Here is a 15,928-nt window from a genome sequence, read left to right as displayed (position 1 = left end):
TTTGGTAAAGCTATGGTAATCGCTATTCACTTGTTCAGGATTAGTTTTGGTAACTTGTATTTCACTCGTTTTTTTGCACAAATATTACTTAAAATCCATGTTTAAAAAATCACTTATTTGCGCAGTGTTTGCATTGCTAATTTTCAAAACAAGAGCTGTAAAAGCTCAGGAATACAAAACGGAAAATATCATCTTGATTACCGTGGTGTGACAAGTTTACTACCTACTTCGACAAGCTTACCAAGCAAGGTTTTTCGAAGAGTGCGCAAATAGGTAAACCTAACCGTGAGAGTGTAATTGTTCCCGATGACTGGTAAATAGATTATGCCCATCTGAACTCTCTTTCTACACGGGAGTAAAGTTTTGTCTTCAGAAGATTGTCGGGTGGATTCTGAGGAATAGAAATGATAGGAAGTAAGGAGTAAGGTAGAAATGCGGGAGCCATTGCAACTTTGAATTTTCAGCCTGGCGTACATATTACCTAAGTCTTCATTATCAAATTACCAATCTTCAGGCAACATCTCCGCTATCTTTAACATTAGCTTCATTCTCTTTCTAAGGCAAACAGATATTTTTTTTTACCAGACCATTGAATTATTATTGTCATGAAAGGCCATTTTTCATTCGTTAGTTTTGCAGAATCATGGTTTGACTTTAAGCTTTTTTTTAGCTGTAATAAGCAATGATACTCTTGGAAACTTCAATCAAATTCTTTCCTATGAATTGGGGCTTTGGGGCAAGCGGATAAAGTGATTGACCTTCACGTTCAATAAAAGCTGCCTGCATGCCAGCTCGTAAAGCACCAGCAATATCCCAACCGTGAGCAGCAACCAGTACAGCATCAGAAACATTTACTGACAATTGTTCGGTTGCCCATGTATATGTTTCTAATGCTGGTTTATATTTTTTAATTGTATCTATACTCAGTGTTGCTTCAAAATATTCGGTGAGTTTTGCATGTTGCATTTGTGAAGTAAGCGTAGCTGAAGGCGAATTAGTAAGCGTACAAAGCCGAAATCCATTCTCTTTTAAAAGCTGTAAGCCTTTTGGTACATCATCGTAAGCAGATAATTTCCTGATAGTTTGCAATGCTTCTTTTCTTTCTTTGGGAGTGACATCTGCCTTTAGCGCTTTGACAGCCATCTCTAAAGTTGCATCTGCAAGGTGAGTAAAGTTGTGATAATTATTTGTACAGTTATCCACTAATGAATAATGCAGGAGCATTTCAAACCAGACACTAAAGCCTTTATTGCTACCTAAAAGGCTATTTATTTTACTTTTCAGGGCTGACATATCCAATAATGTTTCATTTACATCGAATACTATCAGGGGAAGTTTATTATTGGTCATCGCTGAGGCCTTAACTAGTTTATTTGTAAAATGTATTTCTATACTGCCTATTTTGTCTGCCTGACATATTTTGAAAGAGTATTAATTAAATTTATTCTATTTGGATTTTCTCATACGCAGAATGAAATATATAATTATAGCAACAACAAATACAACTAAAAATACGCCTACTCCTATTCCTGCTTTAAATATATCTCCAATTACTGAACAACTTGAAAATATTGTCATTATGGAAATTAGCAATGCGGTGATGAATGTTTGTTTTTTCATAGCTGTATATCAGTTTTGAGTAAACTCGAATCATGATGGTCATCATTTTTAAACTCGTTGTGTCCATCATACATTTTTGATTTGCTTTTTCCTATTAATGAATCAGCGTCTTCTATAACAGATTTATACTTTGCCGCTATATTTTCCTTTAGTTGATCAAACTGCACCTGAATTTCTCTAAACGAATCTTCGCCTTTTTTAGAGATTTTTCTACGGGTTTCCGAACCTTTTTCCGGAGCCAATAGGATCCCTAAAGCTGTACCAGCGGCTGCGCCTACCAATACTCCTAATAATACTTTGCTTGTGCTCATAATTTTTATTTTTAAAATTGGTTAATTGATTAAATTTTCTCGTTTGTAAAACTCTTACAATTGAGATCTTGAAAGATTGATTACATTTTATCTTTCATCTCCATTTTCATCTTCATTTTGACTTTTTTTATTTCTTCCATAACTTCTTTACTAACCGAATTTTCGTCAGTAAAACCTGTGTCTCCACTAGATACAGTAAACTGGAAGGATTGCATGTAAGGAGATGTCTTCTTTTCCAAAACAAATTCTTTAATGGTTTTTGTATAAAAATCCCTTGCATCCTGAACTGTTTTTTTGCCGGTTAAAACATCATGGGCAAGATTCAAAGCCAAGAAATTTGCTCCTTCAAAATCACATTTGGCCGATATTACACCATCTGTTCTTTGCGCACTCACACTTCCATCATATTCTGCCAAGTCACTTAACTTGTTTGCAGGAACTTTGTAATTAATTACCTGTTCCATTACATCGGTGTGGTCAACTGGGAATAAATGTTTGGTTTCAAAGTCATAAATGATGGTTTTTTTCCAGGGACCGTTATTGTGCCAGACCAGCATGTGAGGTGTAGTTGCATTTGGCTTACCATATTTGTCCATCATTTCTTTCGCTGCCTTTTGTGATGCTTCGGGCCATGTTTTTATATCCGGCATCGTCATTTCATCCATATGCATTTTATGTTTTTCCAAAGGCATCTTTTCCTTGGTCATCTTATTTTTATCCGCTTGCTTCGTGGTATCCTGTGCATTAACCTGTTGGGATAAAAGCGCTGTACATGCTATTATTACAGACAACATAATTTTTTTGAGTTTCATTTTATTAGAGTCTAATTGTGCGAATTATTTGATTGATATTTATAATATTTGTTTTGGCTTTGAGTCTGACTTATTTTCTTCTAAGTTGATTTTCTTTGAGTCAGTTATATTTAGCCCAGTAATTACTATTCCATCTTGTGTAATCCCTGAGCCATTTTCAAGGCTATAATTTTTGATTAGCACTGATCAATAACTCCAGATTGGAGTATAGTATATGAATGTATTTATTTATTTTAGTATGTTATTAGTCCTTTACTTTTTCCTTTACATCTATTGCAGTTTTATTTTTTGCGATAGTTCAATTTTAAAATAAGAAACAGACAATATTAAAATACAGCTTTACTTATTGAATGCGGACTTTAAATCATTTGCGACCAATGCTTGTGCCTCTTGAGCTTGGTCAACTACCGCTGCCATACCAAAAAACTCATGTGTAGTTCCGTTATAAAGTTTGTAATTAGTAGCTACGCCTGCCTTTTTTAAATTGTCAGCTAGTAATTTTCCCTCACTTCGTAAAGGATCGTACTCGGCTCCAATAATTGTCGTAGCTGGCAATCCTTTTAAGTTTGCATCCACCAAAGAGACCAAAGGGCTCTTACTATCAGCAGCACTCTTTAAATATTTGTCAAAAAACCATTTCATCAGTTCTGAGTTCAATGGCTTTGTATTTTCATTTTCTTTGTAAGAAATAGTGTTAAAATCGTAGCCGGCAATTGGATATACCAATACCTGGTATGTCGGTAATTGAATTCCTTTATCCCTTGCCATCATACTTACTGCTGCAGCAAGGTTTCCTCCTGCACTTTCACCTACCAATGCAATTTTTTTGGGATTACCTTTTATTGAAGTTGCATTTTCAACTACCCATTTGTATGCAGCATAACTATCATCGTGTGCTGTTGGAAATTTAAACTCGGGAGCCTGCCTGTAAGCCACGGAAACCACTATTGCTTCTACCTGATTGGCTAGTCCTTCTGCAGAAGCATTATAAGTATCAATGCCTGCAATTACCCATCCACCGCCATGATAATATACAATTACGGGATATGAATCTTTGCCTGTTTTAGGGGTGTAAATCCGAAGATGGATTTTACCTCCCGGCACGACGATGTCTCTTCCCACCGTATCCAGATTGCTAACTGCTACCGAAATGTTATGCTCTTTAATTACAGCCATGGCAGCATCTGCAGGTGTAGGCTGCTTTCTTGCTTCCTGTGCTGATAAGCTGATGAGTGGTGGTGCCTTAAAACTTACTAGTTTTTCTATCACCACAGCCATAGGATCTGTCATGTCTTTTCCCCAGCTTGGTTTTGGATCTGCAGGTTTAAGATTAACTGTAGCATTTGATGAGTCTGCCATAATTTTTTCTGAATTATCCATGCTATTGGAATCAGTTATCGTTTTGCTATTATTGCATGATGAAAATAAGAGTAAACATGCTGCCGTTAAAATAGGGAGGCTATTTTTGCAGGCTAAATATTTTTTAGGCTTAGCGTAATTCATTTTTATTTTTTTTTTTGTGTAAAATTTTAATGGTTAGTTATTCTATAATTCCTGCACTACTTTATAATCTGAGCTGATTTGAAGGAATATTACTAAGCCTTCGGAGATTTGAAAATTCTACCTGTAGTCTTTTTTTAGCTTCTTTATCAGATATATTAAGAATGGAAGCTGCCTCCTTCAGTGAATTGCATTGAGTAGTGAGCAGATGTATAAGTTCAGCTTCTTTAGGCGGATTTAAATTTTTGGGGGATATATTAATTTCCTTTAAGTGTTTTGTCGTAAAAGAATAGGTGTGTCGCATAATAATAGGGTAAAGTGCACACTTAGTTTTTGAAAGAATTTGTTTTTGTTTTAAGTCAAGAAAAGCACCCATAAAAATTTCTTCTGCAAGTGATTTATTTTTTGTAAGATTATAGATTAGCCCGTACATAGCTGAGGCATATTTATCATACAATTTTCTCCACACTATAGGATTGTTTACTTGAACCATGATGATTAGTTGTTATTCTGAAATCATTATGCTTTGTAATGACATATTTCGTGATTCTGTAGCAATGACATGTAAACCAATCATGCATCCGCAAATCATTAAAATTTCAGTATGCGTAAAGATCCATAGTCCAAATATTATGCTCTAAAAATAAATGCTTTGAAAAGCGGTAATGCTACACATTTTAGAAGAAAAGTTGTAACATTCATAAATTTATGTGGATACTATTACTCAATTAAATGCCATACATTGAGGGTATTATTACTCAATTAAGTATTGAGGTAATTAAATAGGATTGCTCTTAAACAGTTTAGTTATATGTAGTAGCGGCTTGAATAGTTATATTACTTGTGGCTATTGTATTCTCTTAATATGGTGAATCCCGCGCTTGTTCTCATTACTAAATCCGGGTAAAACGGCGTACCTGCGTTCGGTTATTTCGGGAAGTTGGTTGTCAAATGATGAAAGAATGTGTCGCAAATACCAGGGAGTATAGTTTATGCTACTTAGGAAATAATTCATTTTTTGATAAAGCTATGGTAATCGCTATTCACGAGATTAGCTTTAGTTTTGGTAACTTGAATTTCAACCGTCATATTGTTCAAGTTTTTCCTAAAATCATGTTTCAAAAGACAATTGTTTACGCGGCGTTTGTCCTGCTTATCTTCCAAACAGCTGCAGTAAAAGCTCAGGATTACAAAACGGAGAACATCATCCTAATCACGCTGGATGGAATGAGATGGCAGGAAGTTTTCACTGGGGCTGATTCCTTGCTCGTAGATGATACCGGGATGATAGAAACCTCAGGTTCTTTATTGCCTGATTTTTGGGATGTAAACCCTTTGAAAAGAAGAGAAATGCTATTTCCTTTTCTATGGAATACCATAGCGAATCATGGTCAAATCTATGGAAATCGTGCCTACGGGAATATGGTGAACAACAGCAATACCATGTGGTTCTCGTATCCAGGATACAATGAGGTGCTGAGTGGCTTCGCTGATGATAAGCGGATTACCAGCAATGATAAAATTAACAATCCCAATGTGACTTTTCTGGAGTATTTAAACCAGAAACCTAAGTTCAAAGGGAAAGTGATGGCTTTCGGGTCTTGGGACGTGTTTACATATATAGTGAATGAGGAGCGGAGTGGCGTGCCGGTAAATGCTGGTTTTGATGTTGCTGAGGGAGCTGATCTTTCTCCGGAAGAAATCCTGACGAATAAAATGCAATCCGAAATCCGTGGTCCTTGGGCAGAGGTTAGATTGGATGTTTTTACGCAGAATTATGCCATGGCAGCTTTGAAGAATCAAAAGCCAAAGGTCTTGTATATCTCCTATGGAGAGACCGATGACTGGGCGCATGAAAATCACTACGATCAGTACATTTGGTCGGCCAAGCAAACAGATGCTTATATCAAAGAAATATGGGATTTTGTACAATCAGACCCACAGTACAAGGACAAGACTACGATGATAATTACCACAGATCACGGACGTGGTACCAGCAAAACTTCTTGGAGAGGTCACGGCTCATCGATTCCTGAAGCAGGACAAATCTGGATGGCTGCTATCGGTCCTGATACACCGGCAAGTGGGGAAATGAAATCTCAAGGTCAGTGGCAATCTGCTATGATCGCCCGTACGATTTTCCAATTGCTAGGCATGGATTATCCTGATGCCAAGGCTGGGAAGGTGATTAAAGAGATGGTGAAGTAGGTGATTTATTAAGCACAAAGACCTGCAAGGTCTTTCGGAAGATGCAATGGCAAGAGTGAAAATAATTTGGCTAAAGCCGTTCTCTACTACAATCAAATTTCAAATGAAGGGGCTAAAACCAGATTCCTATTCAATTGGGTTCTTTTTATAGAACGTGATGCAATAGGATTTTTTCGATTAGCCTCCTGCTTTAGCTGGAGGTAGATGAAAAGTGTTAGAATTTTAGGGTTTTGGCCGAATAGGCGTAAATGGGAGAAATGCTGGTTCGCCAAAACGGATGTAGGTAGTTTTTGAACCACATAGAAAGCATAGAAAACATAGTTTATTTCATGATTAGCACTTCAGATGTGATTCATTTCTAACTTTTGAAACTATTTGTCAGATACAAAAGATGGAGAGAAAATGTATGCCAGCTAAGCATTGATATTTTGCTCATTGCACTCCTCCGCAGAAACTACTCAATCTGCAAGTTTGGCATTAACGATAGATATTCCTGGGTAACTAATTCCAATGGCTAGGCAAGCGCGTAAATCCTCATCCATTACTTGGGTGAATTCAACAATTAATGTATTTCCAACAGCATTCAAGGAGTTGTCAAGGTGGTATGCATTATAGGTTAACGTCTCCAAGTTGGTAAGCGCTTTTACTTCAGCTTCTTTATCAATAAACCTGATTACAGGAAGCCCGCAGGAAATATCAGAATTGTTTTCCACAACAATTTTGAATCCCTTGTCTATCGTATCCTCTTTTTCGCACGACGTAGCCCAGAAAAGTAAAAGCAAAAGAATAATTCTTGTTTTCATCCTTTATGATTTAATTTTTAATAGCCATAACGTACCGTGAATCTCGAATGATACAATCATTCACTAGATGACTATGACTATTGAATCATGCCTGTCTGGCCTTAGTTAGGGTTGAATTCATGTATTTTTAATAGATTTAGCTATTTCCTCGCCTATAGTTAACAATGCATCACTTTCTGACTTGGTGAAATCATACGGCTCGGACTTGGCGATACCCAAGGTTCCATACAATTTCCTTCCAGCATCATAGGAACGGCGATAGATCCTTCCACTTTGGTTTCTTTTGCTGCAGGACGTGCTACCCCGGAATCATCGGTCTGCAAGTTGCACATTTCTACAGGAGCCTTCCGTTCGGCTGCGATTCCTGCCATTCCCTTTCCGATAGGAATGGAAGACATTTTAGGCAATAGAAAGTCGGGAATTCCTTTTTGGGATTTGAGTACCAATAGATTGGTGGTATGGTCAAGTGTGTGTATTGTCCCTGTGGTGCTATCAAAGGATAAAATAATAGTTTCCAGCAATTCTTGCCAGTTTGGTTCTCCTGATGTTTTTCTGATGGAATTGATGATTAAGTCTGTATTGTTCATGGGCGCTATTGGGGTTAATATGTTTTTATTGATTGATTTCAGTTTTAGCTACTCTATGTTCAGTAGTTTTTCAAAGGAGGGCATGCAGATAATTAGCTGAATCAACCAATCCATTTTTGCGAAATCGATCCAAAATCTCATATTCATCTAAATTGGGGTTGGTTCTGTTTAATACCAATGCTCTAAAAGCTTCTAATGCAAGGTCAGTATTTAGGTCAATGGTATCTGTTATAAAGTCATCTGCAGTCTTTGCTGTTAGCCCAAATCTTTCCAAATATTCTTTAGAAAACTCCTTCAAGTTCTTGGTAACGATGATGTTCGCATTGGTTTTAATTGCTGCTGCAAAATGCGGGTTTAATGGTCACAAGTTAATCTAACACGGTGAATCCTATAACCCTATTTCATTCTCAGTTTCATGATTTCAGTAATTCTATTTTGATTTTTCAATCACAAATTCCAGAAAATAAAAAGGTGCAGCTAAAACCACATCTAGTCAAACGTGTGGTCTATTACTCGAAATTCAAACCTGAAATTCAATGATTTAATGAGTGGGACTGACTGTGGGCTTATGACTCACGGCCGGCTACTCGACTAGTCTCGTTTAGTGTTCTGAGGTATTCTTTAGCTTCAACAACTTCCGGCCTATCCACATTAGCATTTTTTGTTAATTCAACCAATTGTCTGAAGTATTTTGTAGCCAGTTTCTTAATACCGGTTTTATCTGCAGCAGATGCTGCTCCATAAATGCCATTTAATCTATTTGGATGTTGTTTCAGGTCGTATTCATAGGCTTTCAATGCCTCAGCTGGTTGATTAGTCGCCATTAGAAGGTCACCAAGTAATTCCCCCGCTGGTAATACCTCTCCAGGAGTGACAGGATGCTTATTTGTGCTGTATTCCATTTCAGCGGCTTCTCTCATTAGTGCGATGGCTGTAGATTGGTTTTCATTAGCAAGTGCTATCCAAGCTTCTATTATTTTAATCTGTATATGAACCTGATTTGCCTTATATGCGTCATCAGCCTGTATCAATTGCTCACGGTTAGCTAATAGGTTAGCTAATTCCTTCTGAGCGGTTGGGACGTCTCCTTGCCGCACCGCTCCCATGGCTCTTGCGAAATACACTATTGACTCTTGCCAGGGCATCATATTCCAATCCAAGGTTAGAATTGGCTTTTCTAAATTGGCAGCTGCTTCCCAGTTCTTGTTTTCCAGAGCTATTCGTGCCGGTATTGCCGCTGCTGTATAGGCAACTTTGAAATTGACTGGAAATACTTTTCTAATGGTTTTTAAGTATTCATACTGTGCAATGGCCTGTTGATTATCACCTATTTGCAAATAGGCATAGACCAGGTAGTCCATTCCATGAAGTTCCTCATCCCAATGAGCATCAGGAGCGATACTTTCCGAATAACATAGGGCTGACTTTGTAGATTCTATATTTGAACTTATTGACTCATCCCATAATCCTAGTCGTGTAAAAATATGAGAGGGCATATGTTGCGCATGAGCCGAAGCTGGAGCAATTTGGGCATACATTCGTGCTGTTGGTAGTGCCAGCTCTGCCAGTTCAACATAGTCATAATTATGAATGATGTAGTGTGCAATACCGGGATGATTAGGCTGATTTGGATAGATTGATTCCAAAATCGCTCCTGATTTGCGCTGAACCCGGTAAGACCTATCTGCCGGGTCAGCCGTGGCAAGTAATGCAAGCGCATAAAAAATTGCAGCTTCTTTATCTTCGCTATATTCTTGATATACTTTATACATTTCCTGCTCGTATTTCTGAAGACGCTCCTTATGGCTCAACGTTTCCCAATTCTTATAAAAACCTGCGAGTGCATTGATATAAGCTTTTTCCCTTTCCTCTTTAGCAGTTGAGCTGGCAATTTTCAGCACTTTTGCTCCCTTCTCCAGGTAGTCAGTTCCTGATTGTAGCCAAAGAGCGTGAAAATTGCTCATTGCTACCCCCCAATAGGCCATAGCACATTCCGGATCAGCATCTATTACTTTTACGAATGCTTTTTCCGCTTCCTCATATTCAAAGGAGTGCAAGAGGGAAATAGCTAAATCAAAAGTCTGCCTTATATCTACATTACAGGAGAGGGCGAAACTGACTTCTCCAAAATCTCCACCACCGCAGCGTGTTATTTCTCCCCTTAAAAGGTCTAGATCTTCTAAGTTGACCGTAACTTTGGGTTTCTTATTCTGGCACCCGCTTATTGAAAAGGCAATTAAAAATATGGAGATTATTGCTGATGAGATTTTCATATTGTGAAGTTGAATGTTGTCGTTACGGCAAAATGAGATCTAACTTGTTTATTTATATACCTTTTGTATATCTACTTTCCTGTTATGGATCGAAAAATCCACCTTTTTGCCTTTTTATAAGGCATAAATACTTTCCTCTATCTTCTCCAAAAAGTTATTGATAATATACTTCATTTTCTTTCCCCAAAAAGCCTAAATATCAGATTGATCAAAGTTGTCAGAACAATATTTCATTTGCGATCGAGGCCAAATAACCATTGTAATGGTTTTAGAAGACGATGGCGATCTTTCTAGTATTTTTTGAATAGAAATACTAGAAAATAAAAAGGTGCAGCTAAAACCACACCTAGTCAAACGTATGGTTTACGCTCAGTGGGGGCTTTAATTGATTTATGACTCAGCCTCCTAGGCTGATGCTAAGACCATATTCAGCTGAGGATAGAATCACAAATTCTATAATAATAAGGTCTATTTTTTAATGCTTCTGGCGATTTCCTCGCCTATGGCTAACAATGCGTCACTTTCTGACTTGGTGAAATCATACGACTCCGACTTGGCAATGCCTAAAGTTCCATACAATTCCCCTTCCAGCATCATAGGAACGGCGATAGATCCTTCCACTTTGGTTTCTTTTGCGGCCGGACGGGCTACTCCGGAATTATCGGTCTGCAAGTTGCACATTTCTACAGGAGCCTTCCGTTCGGCTGCGATTCCTGCCATTCCCTTTCCAATAGGAATGGAAGACATTTTAGGCAATAGAAAATCAGGTATTCCTTTTTGGGATTTGAGTACCAATAGATTGGTCGTAGGGTCAAGTGTGTGGATAGTCCCTGTGGTGCAATCAAAGGATGAAATAATGGTTTCCAGCAATTCTTGCCAGTTTGGCTCTCCTGATGTTTTTCTGATGGAATTGAGGATTAAGTCTGTATTGTTCATGGGAGTTAAAATGTTTTTATATATCGGTTTCGGTTTCTAAAGATAGTTTTTTGTGCTTCTTCGACCCATTCCAAGAAGTAGAAAACTGTCGATAGCCTACGATTTAAAAGGTGGGCTATGGCTGACTTTTTTTCCAGCATTCTTGGGTTTACCTTGAGAGAAATAAACCCAACTCAAATGAAGAAGTCGATTTCATTCATCCTGCTTTTATTTTCTTTTTTGTCTCTCCAAGCCCAGGAAAAACCTTGGATGCTGGGGCCTTTTCTTAGACCAGAGGGAGCCATGCCCATTATAGCTCCGCAGAGTACAAGCAGTTTTGAAGATCCTATGACTGGTAAAACTGTAGCTTGGGAGTCCATGGCTACCTTTAATCCTGCTGCCATAGCTAGAAACGGTGAAGTGTTTGTACTCTATCGGGCGGAAGAAAAGCTGGGAGAAAAAGAAATCGGTGGACATACCTCAAGAATAGGTTTGGCTACATCAGCAGACGGCTTTGCTTTTGATCGGGAGCCTGAACCGATATTTTATCCGAAAGAGGACAATCAAAAGGAATTTGAATGGATGGGTGGGACTGAGGATCCCCGGATCGTAGAGACCACTGAGGGACTGTATGTCTTGACCTATACGCAGTGGAATCGGGATGTGCCAAGACTGGCCGTGGCCACTTCAAAAGATCTGCGAAACTGGGAAAAACATGGGCCGATTTTCAAAGATTGGAAGGATGGGAAATACCACAATTCGGAATCCAAATCCGGTGCAATCGTTACTGAACTGGAGGATGGAAAGTTAACAGCCACTAAAATAGATGGGAAATATTGGATGTACTACGGGGTGCCACACATCTGGCTGGCTACCTCGGAAGATTTGATCCATTGGCAGCCAGTAGAAAATCACGAAGGTAATCGGGTTCCGGTGCTTAGTCCACGGCCAGGATATTTTGATTCTTGGTTGGTAGAGGCAGGTCCTCCACCAGTGCTGACCAAAGATGGAATTGTAGTGCTGTACAATGCAGGCAACTCACAACAGGTAGGAGTGAAAAACCTTGGGAACCGGGTCTATACAGGCGGACAGGCACTCTTCTCTGCCACGGAGCCCTGGAAATTGATCGATCGGGTAGAAACGCCCTTTATTCAACCTACCCTGCCGTTTGAGAAATCAGGACAGTACCCTGAGGGAACCACCTTTTTGGAAGGCTTGGTTTATTTCGAAGGCAAATGGTTGCTTTATTATGGAACAGCAGATAGCATGGTGGGTGTAGTATCTGCGGTAGATGACTAGTTAAAGTACCAAACTATTTTTGGAGGGGTCAATATGACCGGAACCGATATTGCGGTTGCTAAACCCATCAAGATGAAGGGAAATGGAAAACCATTGCTGACTTTTTGGGCTTGTCGCTTCTACATTTCCTCCTGAAATTCCGATTCAATCCCCATAAGAACCTCGCCTGTTTCGTGCAACAGCGGTTTCATTGTTTCCGCCAAAGCGGGCAAGCTGTGCTACGCAAGCAACGAAAACCTAGTTGTTGCGTTCGTATTTTTTCAATTGTTTTCCAAACCAGTTTTATCTAGAGCCTCTTTTAATCCTTTTGCCAGTTCTTCTACTGGTCCAACACCCCAATAATGTAGAAAGAAAATTCTTGGATCTTCGTGGACCATATGATTATGAACGGCAACTACTTCAATATCATTTTCGATCAAAGCCTTGATAACTGGTGCTACCTCACTGGCGAGCATCGTAAAATCCCCTGCTACGGCAGCTTTTTCTGAAGTTCCTTGCCAACTTGCCCAAGTGTTAAATCCTAGAAATGTACTAACTGGTGCACCGTGTTCTTTTAGATCTACATCAGGTCGTCCAATAGTAATTTTATACACTCCATTATTCATAGTTCCACTATATCCTAGAATGCTATCTATTAATTTTGTGTCAAGCGTATTTTCGACTGTTGAGTTAGGTGCACTTGATGGATTAGCACCTCTTATTTCAGCTACTTTATCAAAAACGGCTTTGACACTTTGAGCTAAATCCTTTTCATTTCCCATGCCACCTATGTGCATATACATAACATCAGGTTCATTGCGAACAAAATGATTGTGGATAGCCGTGATTGTTAGCCCCTGTTTTATCACTTCTTGTTGTACAGGTTTTAGGTCATTTTCCGTGACAACTATGTCTCCCATAATCATAGGTTGCTCTGTAGTTGGAGCGAATGCAACCCAACTGCCTAATCCCATAGGAGGAATAATTTTAAATCCATCGACTGTTACATTCAAATCATTCTGTGGAACAGTAATTTTAAATTGACCATCTTGCTCTATTCCGTCCATTCCAAGCTCCGATTTCAATGTTCCAATATCAATGGGCTTTAATTCTTTATTGTTATTCAATGGGTTTTCGGTTGATTCATGTAAGTCGTTTTTCTTTGTAGATTGTTCACAACCAAAAGAAATTACCGATATGCCTACCATTAGATAAATACATATTTTTTTCATAATTCTATTTTTTGATAAAATTTAAGTTCCTTTTAATATGAAGCCCAACGACCCAGACCTTTGCGTAAGGGCTTTGCATTTTGCAAAGGTCTTGCTAGGGGATAGTCCCGTAGGGCTATTTCCCTGTAAAGCTCCGATCCTTTAGGATTGAAGTCCGAAGGGATTTTCTCCTAACCGGTTCATAAATTGTCGTAGGTGGCCTTTTAGGTGCACTTACAGTCCCACCTCACAAAAGTAAATTAAATGCACGAACTTTCAATTTACCACTGTCCCGCCAATTGCGGCAATTTTGTTGTGCCCAGTGCTGTTGTCTCTGTGTCAACTGTCTGGTGAATAAGTGAATAACTGTTGCCTGCACGGTAGCTCTCCGAAAATTGCGTGACCGTCAATTGTTGTCCGATTTTGAGGCAGTATCAAAAAGAAAAACCCCCAAGCACACTTGAGGACTTTCTTCATTACTCCTCTTTAATTCTGTTTATTAATTAACGATTCAAGCCCGTCAATGATTACATTGTAAAAGCCACCGAACAATTCTTCCATCTGTGCCTTGGCTTCACTACCCACATCGAATTCCGAACCCCAAGTTACCTCACAGGCGCTGTCGCCAAGAGGTTTTACCTTTATGGTGCTCAGGTAGCCGGTGATGGGGAAAGGTCCTTCCGTGATTTTGTATTGCATGGTCATAGTAGAATTATCTACTAATTCCAAGCGCTCGCTTATTTCTGCACCGTCTGGCATGTAGCATTTACGCTTGGTGCCAATTCCTTCGCCTTCGGTTACCGAACTTGCAATGGGTGAAAATTCTTCGATGCCCTTGAATGATGATACTTTCTCCCACACCTGATGGGCTGGAACATTGATAGTTTTGGTTACTTTTACTTGTGTCATGACGTTTATTTTTTATGATTAATAAATTAATGACACAAATAAACGGAGGAAGGAGGGTCAGTAAAAAAAATAGCGTTCAGGTATCGCGGCTATGGTCGGTTGTATGCTATTCTATCAGTGACAATTGCTCGTCCACAAACTGACACAGCGTTTCTTTATCGTGCAGTTTGTAGAGGATGCTCATTTCAAATATCATCCCCAGCAGGAATTTGGCATATTCATTTTTTCGTTCGGGATGTTTGATTTCTCCTACGCTGATGGCTTTTTCTACAACTATCTTGTAGGAATTTGTGAGGTTGCCGAAATAGCGTTCATACATTTTATTCACTGTTGAATTTTCATTCCGCAACTCCACCACCGTATTTACCATCAAGCAACTGCGTGGAAAGGTCCTTGTCATAAGCGCATCTATGAGTGAATAAAAGAAATCTCTGAGCGATTCCTTGCCGTTGGTGGTTTCCCTCAGTTGTTTCAGGAAAGGGTCTGAGCAGGTGTTGTTGTAATATTCCAGGGAGTCTATGAAGAACATTTCCTTACTGTACTTATTATAAATAGTAGATGAGCTGACGTTAAGGTAATCTGCCAATTCTTGGGCAGTAACCCCCTTGTATCCTTTGTTCCAGAATAACTGCTGTGCTTTCTGCACTAGTTCTTCGTAAGTTTTGTCAAGTACTTTTGGCATAGGCTATATTTTTATTGAGTATAATTTTAATTCCGTTGTTGATATGGCCCAACCGCTCTTCATCCAGATGGATGAGACAAAAACTCATGGAAGTACAAAACAAGCCGACTAAGTGTTTGGCAAAAAAGTTACTTGCTTCCTCAGATTCCCCGTTTCGTTGTAACATGCCAGTAAACAACGTTCGTATGTCTTCAAGATATTTTCTTAAGATAGCGTTTACCGTTTCATCCCTGTCTGCAAGCTCCGTTCCGATGTGAATAATGAAACACCCTTCCTGATAGGGGTTGTCATGTTTCAGGAAGCTCAGATAAAATGTTCTCAACAAAGTGATAGCATCTCGATTATGATTCAGTATTTCGAGGTTCTTTTCGGCATACCGTTCACGATACAATTCAAGTGCGGCATGAAGAATGCCTTCCTTATTGCCAAATTCCTCATAAAGGGAATAGCGGTTCACATCCGTGGTTTTCACAATATCACTGATCGCACAAGCATTGAAACCATTCTTCCAGAAAAGCGGAATACATTTTTCCAGCACCCGGCTTCTGTTGAACTCTTTATAACGCATAGCATTTACTTGTTTTTACAAAAAACACATCCGTAGCAGGAACATATTTATTCATATAATTTCTTAGTTGACTAAATATAGATTCTTTTTGTTTCGGGCTGTCTTTTTTAGCATTGGGCACAACGGTCAAGTATAAGCGTAGTGCGGGATTAAAAGCACTTTACTTTCGGTTTAACCTTATGTTTGTTAATATTCAATGCGTTCAAGTTTAACACTTTAGCTCGCATTACACTTTAACAGTGTGTGTGCCT

General features: G+C 38.9%; 16 protein-coding genes. 2 read left to right on the top strand and 14 right to left on the bottom strand.

Features of this window, described 5'->3' with window-relative positions:
- Nucleotides 1–666 precede the first annotated feature (666 nt).
- The 5 genes from U3A58_RS13665 to U3A58_RS13645 form a co-directional block, all read right to left on the bottom strand.
- The gene (locus U3A58_RS13665; protein WP_323824176.1) at nucleotides 667–1,350 is read right to left on the bottom strand and encodes a haloacid dehalogenase type II; all 684 of its coding nucleotides are present in this window, start codon (nucleotides 1,348–1,350) and stop codon (nucleotides 667–669) included.
- A 266-nt stretch (nucleotides 1,351–1,616) separates the two neighbouring features.
- Nucleotides 1,617–1,931, bottom strand: coding sequence for a YtxH domain-containing protein (locus tag U3A58_RS13660; protein ID WP_323824174.1), 315 nt, complete (start codon nucleotides 1,929–1,931; stop codon nucleotides 1,617–1,619).
- Between the two features lie 80 nt (nucleotides 1,932–2,011).
- Entirely contained in the window at nucleotides 2,012–2,743 is a 732-nt protein-coding gene (locus U3A58_RS13655; RefSeq protein WP_323824172.1) for a hypothetical protein, read from the bottom strand.
- Between the two features lie 339 nt (nucleotides 2,744–3,082).
- Nucleotides 3,083–4,102, bottom strand: a complete 1,020-nt coding sequence (locus U3A58_RS13650; protein WP_323824171.1) for an alpha/beta hydrolase — start codon at nucleotides 4,100–4,102, stop codon at nucleotides 3,083–3,085.
- Between the two features lie 205 nt (nucleotides 4,103–4,307).
- The gene (locus tag U3A58_RS13645; protein ID WP_323824169.1) at nucleotides 4,308–4,736 is read right to left on the bottom strand and encodes an RNA polymerase sigma factor; all 429 of its coding nucleotides are present in this window, start codon (nucleotides 4,734–4,736) and stop codon (nucleotides 4,308–4,310) included.
- A 620-nt stretch (nucleotides 4,737–5,356) separates the two neighbouring features.
- Between U3A58_RS13645 and U3A58_RS13640 the strand changes: the two genes are divergently transcribed.
- A complete protein-coding gene (locus U3A58_RS13640; protein WP_323824167.1) occupies nucleotides 5,357–6,451 on the top strand; it encodes a phosphoglyceromutase in 1,095 nt (364 codons plus the stop codon).
- A 458-nt stretch (nucleotides 6,452–6,909) separates the two neighbouring features.
- Here U3A58_RS13640 and U3A58_RS13635 read toward each other — a convergent pair whose 3' ends face one another.
- The 5 genes from U3A58_RS13635 to U3A58_RS13615 form a co-directional block, all read right to left on the bottom strand.
- Nucleotides 6,910–7,254: a hypothetical protein gene (locus tag U3A58_RS13635; protein WP_323824166.1), complete on the bottom strand. Its 345-nt coding sequence runs from the start codon at nucleotides 7,252–7,254 to the stop codon at nucleotides 6,910–6,912.
- 158 nt (nucleotides 7,255–7,412) lie between these two features.
- A complete protein-coding gene (locus U3A58_RS13630) occupies nucleotides 7,413–7,841 on the bottom strand; it encodes a GAF domain-containing protein (protein WP_323824164.1) in 429 nt (142 codons plus the stop codon).
- A gap of 70 nt (nucleotides 7,842–7,911) precedes the next feature.
- Complete coding sequence (locus U3A58_RS13625; protein WP_323824162.1) at nucleotides 7,912–8,139, bottom strand: hypothetical protein; 228 nt, start codon at nucleotides 8,137–8,139, stop codon at nucleotides 7,912–7,914.
- Nucleotides 8,140–8,407: 268 nt separating this feature from the next.
- Nucleotides 8,408–10,114 (bottom strand): tetratricopeptide repeat protein, encoded by a 1,707-nt coding sequence (locus U3A58_RS13620; RefSeq protein ID WP_323824160.1) that lies wholly within the window; start codon nucleotides 10,112–10,114, stop codon nucleotides 8,408–8,410.
- A gap of 468 nt (nucleotides 10,115–10,582) precedes the next feature.
- On the bottom strand, nucleotides 10,583–11,050 hold the full coding sequence (locus tag U3A58_RS13615) for a GAF domain-containing protein (protein WP_323824158.1): 468 nt from the start codon (nucleotides 11,048–11,050) through the stop codon (nucleotides 10,583–10,585).
- Nucleotides 11,051–11,227: 177 nt separating this feature from the next.
- Between U3A58_RS13615 and U3A58_RS13610 the strand changes: the two genes are divergently transcribed.
- Nucleotides 11,228–12,328 carry a glycoside hydrolase family 130 protein gene (locus U3A58_RS13610; RefSeq protein WP_323824260.1) on the top strand — a complete coding sequence of 367 codons (1,101 nt, stop codon included), beginning with the start codon at nucleotides 11,228–11,230 and terminating at the stop codon, nucleotides 12,326–12,328.
- A 260-nt stretch (nucleotides 12,329–12,588) separates the two neighbouring features.
- Here the strand turns inward: U3A58_RS13610 and U3A58_RS13605 are convergent, their stop codons facing one another.
- The 4 genes from U3A58_RS13605 to U3A58_RS13590 form a co-directional block, all read right to left on the bottom strand.
- Nucleotides 12,589–13,539 carry a DUF1259 domain-containing protein gene (locus U3A58_RS13605; RefSeq protein ID WP_323824156.1) on the bottom strand — a complete coding sequence of 317 codons (951 nt, stop codon included), beginning with the start codon at nucleotides 13,537–13,539 and terminating at the stop codon, nucleotides 12,589–12,591.
- A 465-nt stretch (nucleotides 13,540–14,004) separates the two neighbouring features.
- Nucleotides 14,005–14,427: an SRPBCC family protein gene (locus U3A58_RS13600; protein ID WP_323824154.1), complete on the bottom strand. Its 423-nt coding sequence runs from the start codon at nucleotides 14,425–14,427 to the stop codon at nucleotides 14,005–14,007.
- 106 nt (nucleotides 14,428–14,533) lie between these two features.
- Nucleotides 14,534–15,109, bottom strand: coding sequence for a TetR/AcrR family transcriptional regulator (locus U3A58_RS13595; RefSeq protein ID WP_323824151.1), 576 nt, complete (start codon nucleotides 15,107–15,109; stop codon nucleotides 14,534–14,536).
- Nucleotides 15,093–15,677 carry a TetR/AcrR family transcriptional regulator gene (locus tag U3A58_RS13590; RefSeq protein ID WP_323824149.1) on the bottom strand — a complete coding sequence of 195 codons (585 nt, stop codon included), beginning with the start codon at nucleotides 15,675–15,677 and terminating at the stop codon, nucleotides 15,093–15,095. Before U3A58_RS13590 ends, U3A58_RS13595 begins: the two co-directional genes overlap by 17 nt.
- Between the last annotated feature and the right edge of the window lie 251 nt (nucleotides 15,678–15,928).

The organism is Algoriphagus persicinus, from assembly GCF_035156415.1.
GTDB lineage: Bacteria > Bacteroidota > Bacteroidia > Cytophagales > Cyclobacteriaceae > Algoriphagus > Algoriphagus persicinus.
Note: the sequence above shows the minus strand (reverse complement) of the source record. Positions and strands in the feature narration are given on the sequence as shown.